Annotated in this window: 4 protein-coding genes and 1 pseudogene; 3 read left to right on the plus strand and 2 right to left on the minus strand. The window is 62.9% G+C overall.

Features of this window, described 5'->3' with window-relative positions; genetic code table 11:
* Positions 1–59: 59 nt before the first annotated feature.
* Together V7066_RS28535 and V7066_RS28540 are read right to left on the minus strand one after the other, a co-directional pair.
* Positions 60–293: a helix-turn-helix domain-containing protein gene (locus V7066_RS28535; RefSeq protein WP_334186301.1), complete on the minus strand. Its 234-nt coding sequence runs from the start codon at positions 291–293 to the stop codon at positions 60–62.
* Positions 293–841 carry a DUF2975 domain-containing protein gene (locus V7066_RS28540; protein ID WP_334186302.1) on the minus strand — a complete coding sequence of 183 codons (549 nt, stop codon included), beginning with the start codon at positions 839–841 and terminating at the stop codon, positions 293–295. Before V7066_RS28540 ends, V7066_RS28535 begins: the two co-directional genes overlap by 1 nt.
* 18 nt (positions 842–859) lie before the next feature.
* Here V7066_RS28540 and V7066_RS28545 point away from each other — a divergent pair, with 18 nt between their 5' ends.
* The 3 genes and pseudogenes from V7066_RS28545 to V7066_RS28555 form a co-directional block, all read left to right on the plus strand.
* Entirely contained in the window at positions 860–1,285 is a 426-nt protein-coding gene (locus tag V7066_RS28545) for a hypothetical protein (RefSeq protein WP_334186303.1), read from the plus strand.
* Between the two features lie 247 nt (positions 1,286–1,532).
* The gene (gene rpoB / locus V7066_RS28550; protein ID WP_334186304.1) at positions 1,533–5,690 is read left to right on the plus strand and encodes a DNA-directed RNA polymerase subunit beta; all 4,158 of its coding nucleotides are present in this window, start codon (positions 1,533–1,535) and stop codon (positions 5,688–5,690) included.
* 92 nt (positions 5,691–5,782) lie between these two features.
* A pseudogene (locus tag V7066_RS28555) lies at positions 5,783–7,178 on the plus strand (DNA-directed RNA polymerase subunit beta'); the annotation flags it as partial.

Here is a 7,178-nt window from a genome sequence, read left to right on the forward strand (position 1 = left end):
GGTGGGGGCGTGGGCCGGTGCCGCCAAAATTCGCCTTCAGCGAATTTTCAAACAACCCCTCAAACGGTGGGATCGTATCCCAGCAGGTCGCCCGGCTGGCAGTCCAGCTCCCGGCAGATCGCCTCCAGGGTAGAGAAGCGGATTGCCTTGGCCTTGCCGGTCTTGAGGATCGAGAGGTTGGCCAGGGTGATGCCGATGCGCTCCGCCAGTTCGGTCAGCGTCATGCGGCGGGCATAGAGCAGGTCGTCGAGCTTCACCACGATATTGCCTCCTTCGCTGCTGTCTTCGCCCATCACACGGTTCCTTCCAGTTCGGCGCGCATCTCGGCACCCTTGCGGAAGACGCGGGCGAGGATGAACAGGATCAGCATCAGCAAGAGACCGTTGCCCGAGATGCCGCCCATGGATTCCACCTTGGTATGGCCTTCGCCGATCCGGTTGATCCAGGCGCCCAGCCCCGAGAGCGGCAGGCCGAGGAGCTGCACGACCAGGCTGAACCAGGCCATCTGCGTCAGCCGCGCGGCGTTTTCGGGCACGAAGGGATCGCCCTCGGCAACCGTGCCGACGATGCGCTTCAGCAGTTGGAAGATCCGGAACAGCACGCAGCAGAGGATGGCGGCGAAGACCAGGATGCCGCTGACCACCCAGAAGAACTGGGGCAGCACCAAAGGCATTTCCTTGGCCATCTCGACCGAAATGTCGTTCTGGAAGAACAGCAGCAGCGGGATCGCGACAAGGCATGCGGCCACGCCGATGGCCATGCTCGCCATGAGAAACCACAGCAGTCCCTTGGCGATGGCGAGAAGCGGGTCGCGTGTGAGCGCGTTCATGGTCTTGGTCATCGGTCGGTGCCCCTTCCTATGGATTACATCAGTGCCGGAGCGACCGGCGCGGCGATGACGAGAACGGCCCGACTCGAAATAGTCGTGGCGGCCGCCTCGGCGGGAGTCGAAATCGTCGGCAGCCAGAACGCGGCCACGAAAGCCATGGCCAGGACGACAGCGACGGGGCGAGATGCGATTTGCGGGTTCGAGAAGATCATTGTTCGTTCTCCGATATGCCTGATATCGAAATTCAATAAACCCGATTCGGGTTATCGTCAAACAATAATATTGAAAAACGATATGGAACTTGTCGTTTATCGAAAATCCGGCCTATTTCCGCACTTTGCCGCCTGCCAACCGGCCAAGAAGACGATGAGCCAGCGCGCCGATCGCTCGGCCGCGACCAAAACTCCCGGAAAATGGCCGCCCCGTTTGACACGACCGACCCCGACTCCTATATGACGCCCTCGCTCGATCGCTTCGAGCAAGGCCGATCCATGCGCGGGGACCGGCCCGGGAAGGAAGCGGAACGAGTTTCATCTGACGCAAAAGGCTGCTGGCCGCATCGGCAAAACTTCAGGTTTTCCGCGCGTGCCATGCGGCCTTTTGGTGTTTCGGATAAGTGGACAAGACGTCCTCGCGAAGACGAAATTTATTCGGGTCGGTTCTTTCGAATCGGCCCCTGAAGCGAAGAGGCAAAGACCAGGTCATGGCCACCAAGCCCGTCGATAACCGCCGCTCCGTCAAGAAGCGGATCCGCAAAATCTTTGGCGACATCCACGAAGTCGTCCAGATGCCGAACCTGATCGAGGTTCAGCGCGAGAGCTACGAACAGTTCCTGCGTTCCGATCCCTCGACCGGCTACGTCTCGGGCCTGGAAAAGACCCTGCGCTCGGTCTTCCCGATCCGCGACTTCGCGGGCACCAGCGAACTCGACTTCGTCCACTACGAGCTGGAAGAGCCGAAGTACGACGTGACCGAGTGCCGCCAGCGCGGCATCACCTATGCGGCCCCGATGAAGGTCACGCTGCGCCTGATCGTGTTCGAAGTGGACGCCGAGACCGAGACCCGCTCGGTCCTCGATATCAAGGAGCAGGACGTCTACATGGGCGACATGCCGCTCATGACCGAGAACGGCACCTTCTTCATCAACGGCACCGAGCGCGTGATCGTCTCGCAGATGCACCGTTCGCCGGGCGTCCTGTTCGACCATGACCGCGGCAAGACCCACTCCTCGGGCAAGTTCCTCTTCGCCGCCCGCGTGATCCCGTATCGCGGTTCGTGGCTCGACTTCGAGTTCGACGCCAAGGACATCGTGAACGTGCGTATCGACCGCAAGCGCAAGCTGCCGGTCACCGCGCTGCTCTACAGCCTCGGCCTCGATTCCGAGCAGATCCTCGACTACTTCTACCAGACCGTGACCTGGAAGCGCGGCTCGGGCGGCTGGCAGCTGCCCTACCAGGCCGAAGCCTGGCGCGGTGCCAAGCCCGCCTTCGACATCGTCGACGCCAAGTCGGGCGAAGTCGTGTTCCCGGCCGGCCAGAAGATCAGCCCGCGTGCCGCCAACAAGGCGCAGAAGGACGGTCTTGAGGAACTGCTGATCCCGACCGAGGAAATCTTCGGCCGCTATTCGTCCAAGGACCTGATCGACGAGTCGACCGGTCGCATCTACATCGAGGCTGGCGACGAAGTTTCGCCGGAGAACCTCGAAGCGCTCGACCGCGCGGGCATCGACCAGATCGACCTGCTCGACATCGACGACATCAACACCGGTCCCTGGATCCGCAACACGATGAAGGCCGACAAGGCCGACAATCGCGACATGGGTCTGGAAGCGATCTACAAGGTCATGCGTCCGGGCGAACCGCCGACGAAGGAAACCGCCGAAGCCCTCTTCGCCGGCCTGTTCTTCGACGCCGACCGCTACGACCTCTCGGCCGTGGGCCGCGTCAAGCTGAACATGCGTCTCGGCCTCGACGTCGAGGACACCGTCACCACCCTGCGCACCGACGACATTCTCGCGGTGGTGAAGGAACTGGTCGGCCTCAAGGACGGCAAGGGCGAAATCGACGACATCGACAACCTCGGCAACCGCCGCGTGCGTTCGGTGGGCGAGCTGCTCGAAAACCAGTACCGCGTCGGTCTGCTCCGCATGGAGCGCGCCGTGAAGGAGCGCATGTCGTCGGTCGACGTGTCGACGGTCATGCCGAACGACCTCATCAACGCCAAGCCCGCCGTGGCCGCCGTTCGCGAGTTCTTCGGTTCCTCGCAGCTCTCGCAGTTCATGGACCAAACCAACCCGCTGTCGGAAGTCACCCACAAGCGCCGCGTTTCGGCACTTGGGCCGGGCGGTCTTACCCGTGAGCGCGCCGGCTTCGAAGTCCGCGACGTCCACCCGACCCACTATGGTCGTATCTGCCCGATTGAAACGCCGGAAGGCCCGAACATCGGTCTGATCAACTCGCTGTCGACCTTCGCCCGCGTCAACAAGTATGGCTTCATCGAGACGCCCTACCGCCGCGTGGTGGACGGTCACGTGTCGAAGGACGTCGTCTATCTCTCCGCCATGGAAGAGCAGAAGCACACCGTCGCGCAGGCGTCGGCCGGGCTGAACACCGACGGCTCGTTCGTCGAGGAACTCGTCTCGGCTCGCCAGAACGGCGAATTCGTGATGAGCCCGCGCGACCAGATCACGCTGATGGACGTTTCGCCCAAGCAGCTCGTCTCGGTCGCCGCCTCGCTCATTCCGTTCCTGGAAAACGACGACGCCAACCGCGCACTCATGGGCTCGAACATGCAGCGTCAGGCCGTGCCGCTCGTGAAGGCGGACGCTCCGTTCGTCGGCACCGGCATGGAAGAGACGGTTGCGCGCGATTCGGGCGCCGCGATCTCGGCGCTGCGCGCCGGTATCGTCGACCAGGTCGATGCCACCCGTATCGTCATCCGCGCCTCGGGCGATATCGAACCCGGCAAGTCGGGCGTCGACATCTACCGCCTGCAGAAGTTCGAGCGCTCGAACCAGTCGACCTGCATCAACCAGCGTCCGCTGGTGAAGGTGGGCGAAGTGGTTCAGGCCGGCGACACAATCGCCGACGGTCCTTCGACCGAGTTCGGTGAACTGGCACTGGGCCGCAACGTGCTCGTCGCGTTCATGCCCTGGAACGGCTACAACTACGAAGACTCCATCCTGATCTCCGAGCGGATCGTGAAGGAAGACGTCTTCACGTCGATCCACATCGACGAGTTCGAAGTCATGGCCCGCGACACCAAGCTGGGGCCGGAAGACATCACCCGCGACATCCCGAACGTCGGCGAGGAAGCCCTGCGCAACCTCGACGAAGCGGGCATCGTCTACATCGGCGCCGAAGTGCACCCGGGCGACATCCTGGTCGGCAAGATCACCCCGAAGGGCGAAAGCCCGATGACGCCGGAAGAAAAGCTCCTCCGCGCCATCTTCGGTGAAAAGGCTTCGGACGTCCGCGACACCTCGCTGCGTCTGCCACCGGGCGTTTCGGGCACGATCGTCGACGTGCGCGTGTTCAACCGTCACGGTATCGAGGTCGACGACCGTACCCGCGCGATCCAGAACGAGGAAATCGAACGCCTCGCCAAGGACCGCGAGGACGAACGCGCCATCCTCAACCGCGCCACCTACAACCGTCTGAAGGACATGCTCCTCGGCCAGGTCGCCGCTTCGGCGCCCAAGGGCCTCAAGAAGGGCGTGGACATCACCGAGGAACTGCTGGACGAAGTCGAGCGTCACGAGTGGTGGAAGTTCGCGGTTGCGGACGACCACATGCAGTCGCAGCTCGAAGCGGTGAAGACCCAGTACGACCTCACCGTCAAGGCGATCCAGGAGAAGTTCGAGGACCGCAAGGAGAAGCTGGAACGCGGTGACGAACTCGCGCCCGGCGTGCTCAAGATGGTCAAGGTCTTCGTGGCCGTGAAGCGCAAGCTTCAGCCGGGCGACAAGATGGCCGGCCGTCACGGTAACAAGGGTATCATCAGCCGCATCCTGCCGCTGGAAGACATGCCCTTCCTCGAAGACGGCACCCCGGTCGACTTCGTGCTGAACCCGCTGGGCGTGCCTTCGCGCATGAACGTCGGTCAGATCTTCGAAACGCACCTCGGCTGGGCCGCCCGCGGCCTGGGCGCGCGTATCGGCGCAGCTCTGGACGACTGGCGCACAGCCAATCCGAACCCCGAAGCCGGCCAGCCGCCGGAAGCGGTCCGCGAGCTGCTCAAGGAAGTCTACGGCGACAACTACACCGCCGAGATCGACGCGCGCAGCGACGAGCAGATCGTCGAGTTCGCCCAGTCCGTCCGCAAGGGCGTGCCGATGGGTTCGCCGGTGTTCGACGGTGCGATCGAGAAGGATGTCACCGACATGCTCAAGCTCGCCGGTCTCGACGAGTCGGGCCAGAGCGATCTCTACGACGGCCGCACCGGCGATCGTTTCGACCGCAAGGTGACCGTCGGCTGCAAGTACGTGCTCAAGCTGCACCACCTTGTCGACGACAAGATCCACGCCCGTTCGATCGGTCCGTACTCGCTCGTCACCCAGCAGCCGCTGGGCGGTAAGGCGCAGTTCGGCGGCCAGCGCTTCGGTGAAATGGAGGTCTGGGCTCTCCAGGCCTACGGCGCGGCTTACACGCTCCAGGAAATGCTGACGGTGAAATCGGACGACGTGGTCGGCCGCACCAAGGTCTACGAAGCGATCGTCAAGGGCGACGACACCTTCGAGGCCGGCATTCCCGAGAGCTTCAACGTGCTCGTCAAGGAAATGCGCTCGCTGGGCCTCAACGTCGAGCTTACCAGCCACGACGACAACGAGGACGGCGACGATACGGCGCTGGCGGCGGAATAACGGGATCGGGCGGGGCGTCTCGCGCCTCGCCCACCCAGTTTCGCTCAAAGGCCTGTCCGCCTGAAGAATTCACCCTCTAGAGGGATAAAACCATGAACGACCTGTCCAAGTTCACCAACCAGATGGCGAAGCCCGAGACCTTCGATCAGATCCAGATCGGTCTCGCCAGCCCCGAGCGTATTCGCTCCTGGTCCTTCGGCGAGATCAAGAAGCCGGAAACCATCAACTACCGTACGTTCAAGCCTGAGCGTGACGGCCTCTTCTGCGCCCGCATCTTCGGTCCCGTGAAGGACTACGAATGCCTTTGCGGCAAGTACAAGCGCATGAAGTACAAGGGCGTCGTCTGCGAAAAGTGCGGCGTCGAAGTCACCGTGACCAAGGTGCGCCGCGAGCGCATGGGCCACATCGAGCTGGCCGCTCCGGTCGCGCACATCTGGTTCCTGAAGTCGCTGCCTTCGCGCATCGGCCTGCTGCTCGACATGCAGCTCAAGCAGCTTGAGCGCGTCCTCTACTTCGAAAGCTACATCGTGATCGAGCCGGGCCTGACCCCGCTCGAGAAGTACCAGCTGCTCACCGAAGACGAGATGCTGGACGCCCAGGACGAGTACGGCGAAGACGCCTTCTCGGCCGGCATCGGCGCCGAGGCGGTGAAGCACATGCTCATCAACCTCGACCTCGAGCAGGAGCGTGCGGACCTTCTCCAGGAACTTGAGACGACCAAGTCGGAACTCAAGCCCAAGAAGATCATCAAGCGCCTGAAGGTCGTGGAATCGTTCATCGATTCGGGCAACCGCCCCGAATGGATGATCCTTGAAGTCGTGCCGGTCATTCCGCCGGAACTGCGTCCGCTGGTGCCGCTGGACGGCGGTCGCTTCGCGACGTCGGACCTCAACGACCTCTATCGCCGCGTCATCAACCGTAACAACCGCCTGAAGCGCCTGATCGAGCTGCGTGCGCCGGACATCATCGTCCGCAACGAAAAGCGCATGCTCCAGGAAGCCGTCGACGCCCTGTTCGACAACGGCCGCCGCGGCCGCGTCATCACCGGCGCCAACAAGCGTCCGCTGAAGTCGCTGTCCGACATGCTCAAGGGCAAGCAGGGCCGCTTCCGTCAGAACCTTCTCGGTAAGCGCGTCGACTATTCGGGCCGTTCGGTCATCGTGACCGGTCCGGAACTCAAGCTGCACCAGTGCGGCCTGCCGAAGAAGATGGCGCTCGAGCTGTTCAAGCCGTTCATCTACGCCCGTCTGGACGCCAAGGGTCTTTCCATGACCCTGAAGCAGGCCAAGAAGTGGGTCGAGAAGGAACGCAAGGAAGTCTGGGACATCCTCGACGAAGTCATTCGCGAGCACCCGGTCATGCTGAACCGCGCGCCGACGCTTCACCGTCTGGGCATCCAGGCGTTCGAGCCGGTCCTGATCGAAGGCAAGGCGATCCAGCTGCACCCGCTCGTCTGCGCGGCGTTCAACGCCGACTTCGACGGTGACC

The sequence above is a fragment of the Novosphingobium sp. genome (genome assembly GCF_036820275.1).
Lineage (GTDB): Bacteria > Pseudomonadota > Alphaproteobacteria > Sphingomonadales > Sphingomonadaceae > Novosphingobium.

What these genes read in the sequence shown, in the direction of transcription:
- V7066_RS28545 (WP_334186303.1), top strand. Translation starts at nt 860, where the DNA reads ATGGATTACATCAGTGCCGGAGCGACCGGCGCGGCGATGACGAGAACG.
- V7066_RS28540 (WP_334186302.1), bottom strand. Translation starts at nt 841, where the DNA reads ATGACCAAGACCATGAACGCGCTCACACGCGACCCGCTTCTCGCCATC.
- V7066_RS28535 (WP_334186301.1), bottom strand. Translation starts at nt 293, where the DNA reads ATGGGCGAAGACAGCAGCGAAGGAGGCAATATCGTGGTGAAGCTCGAC.
- rpoB (WP_334186304.1), top strand. Translation starts at nt 1,533, where the DNA reads ATGGCCACCAAGCCCGTCGATAACCGCCGCTCCGTCAAGAAGCGGATC.